This is a genomic window from Shewanella surugensis (assembly GCF_023284005.1).
Classification (GTDB): Bacteria; Pseudomonadota; Gammaproteobacteria; order Enterobacterales; family Shewanellaceae; genus Shewanella; species Shewanella surugensis.
Map to the genome: position 1 here is coordinate 1 of NZ_JAKIKS010000308.1, position 1,405 is coordinate 1,405.

Annotated in this window: 2 protein-coding genes; both read right to left on the reverse strand. The window is 33.7% G+C overall.

Features of this window, described 5'->3' with window-relative positions; all coding sequences use genetic code 11:
- Positions 1–320 precede the first annotated feature (320 nt).
- Positions 321–854: a disulfide bond formation protein B gene (locus L2764_RS27180; protein ID WP_248943448.1), complete on the reverse strand. Its 534-nt coding sequence runs from the start codon at positions 852–854 to the stop codon at positions 321–323.
- Positions 855–861: 7 nt separating this feature from the next.
- Positions 862–1,023, reverse strand: coding sequence for a DUF5993 family protein (locus L2764_RS28480; RefSeq protein ID WP_376708518.1), 162 nt, complete (start codon positions 1,021–1,023; stop codon positions 862–864).
- Positions 1,024–1,405: the final 382 nt, after the last annotated feature.

Consider the following 1,405-nt stretch of genomic DNA (forward strand, 5'->3'; position numbering starts at 1 on the left):
CGATTATATCGCACACTGTTTGGAACAATTATCCTCTCCCAACTGCGACCTCAATAGTCTCTTACCCTGGCACGTTAAACTAAGCAAGGCGTAGTTCGCCGGACGCTCACAGTAAACACAATGAAAAAGCAAGATTATACTCATGCGATGATAGCCGAAGATCTTAGTATTTCTAGGACTACAGTCAGTAAATACGTCAATATTTCAATGTAGAGATCGCGAAAACAAGCCCTATCAGATAATAGCCCCTTTTTAGCGGGGTTCATTGCTGTTTTTTTCTGATTCTCTGGCACATGAAATGCAATATTTCCATTTAGCCCTCAAAATAACCAATAATTAATAGGATCGTAAGGACATTGAAAAGGACCACATTCAAAAAATGTAGCCACAACATTTAATGCTATTACGGCAATAGCCCCTAAGCAAACATAACGTCCAAACTTTCCAATTACGTAGTTGCCATTGCCATCAATATCATTTAATATCAATAATATAGACACTGATAGTATTATTGTGATAAATAAAATAAATGCCCATGTATAATAATGGAATCCAAAAATAGCACTTCCATAAGCAGGTGTATTAGGGATTACATGTAATAGAATTTGATGTAGAGAAGTTAATAAACCAAAAACAGCACCAATTAGGATAATTCCATAATGCCTCTGTTTAATTCCATATCTAACATTAAGCATCAATCCAAACATAACCATACCAAAACCAATACGTTGTAAAAGACATAAAGGGCAAGGTAATTCATTCAAGATCAATTGGAGAATAAATGCCGTAAGAAGTACTGATGTAATTCCTAATAATCCAAGTATATTAATAAAGATAATATTTTTATTGCTCATAGTGTTTCTACAATAAAGTTAATAATGAGTCAGATGAATGATGATAAAACCAGAAAAGTCCCATAACTACTGTGAACAAAAAAAAGATATAACTACTGTTTTTTTTCTCTAAAAACGCTAAAAGCATAGACATGAATAGTAATACAAAAATAAAACTCATCATTTTCATGTTTCCTACCTATATGTATTTTTCAATAGCTTACAACTTCCAAAAACTCCATTTTCTTCGAGTATACATACCTAGGGTATGCTCCGTATACGTGTGAAAAGTTGTAACTTCATTGATGTGTCCTAAAAACTACACATTTAAGAACGAGTATAATAAAAATCCCCGAAAATAACGAGCTATAGTCGTTTCTGGTGTATGAGGATAAAGCATTGCGATGTAACCTGTTAATTGATCTTGGCCGATCAACAATTAACAAAAGGAACATAGCAACGACTAAAAATGATAATGTTATTTCTATTGAGACACCAGTCAATCCGTTAGAAGAGCTATTAAAAAAAGGGGCACAAGCGTTATTAGCTCAAGCCATTGAAACTGAACTGGC

What these genes read in the sequence shown, in the direction of transcription:
- L2764_RS28480 (WP_376708518.1), bottom strand. Translation starts at nt 1,023, where the DNA reads ATGAAAATGATGAGTTTTATTTTTGTATTACTATTCATGTCTATGCTT.
- L2764_RS27180 (WP_248943448.1), bottom strand. Translation starts at nt 854, where the DNA reads ATGAGCAATAAAAATATTATCTTTATTAATATACTTGGATTATTAGGA.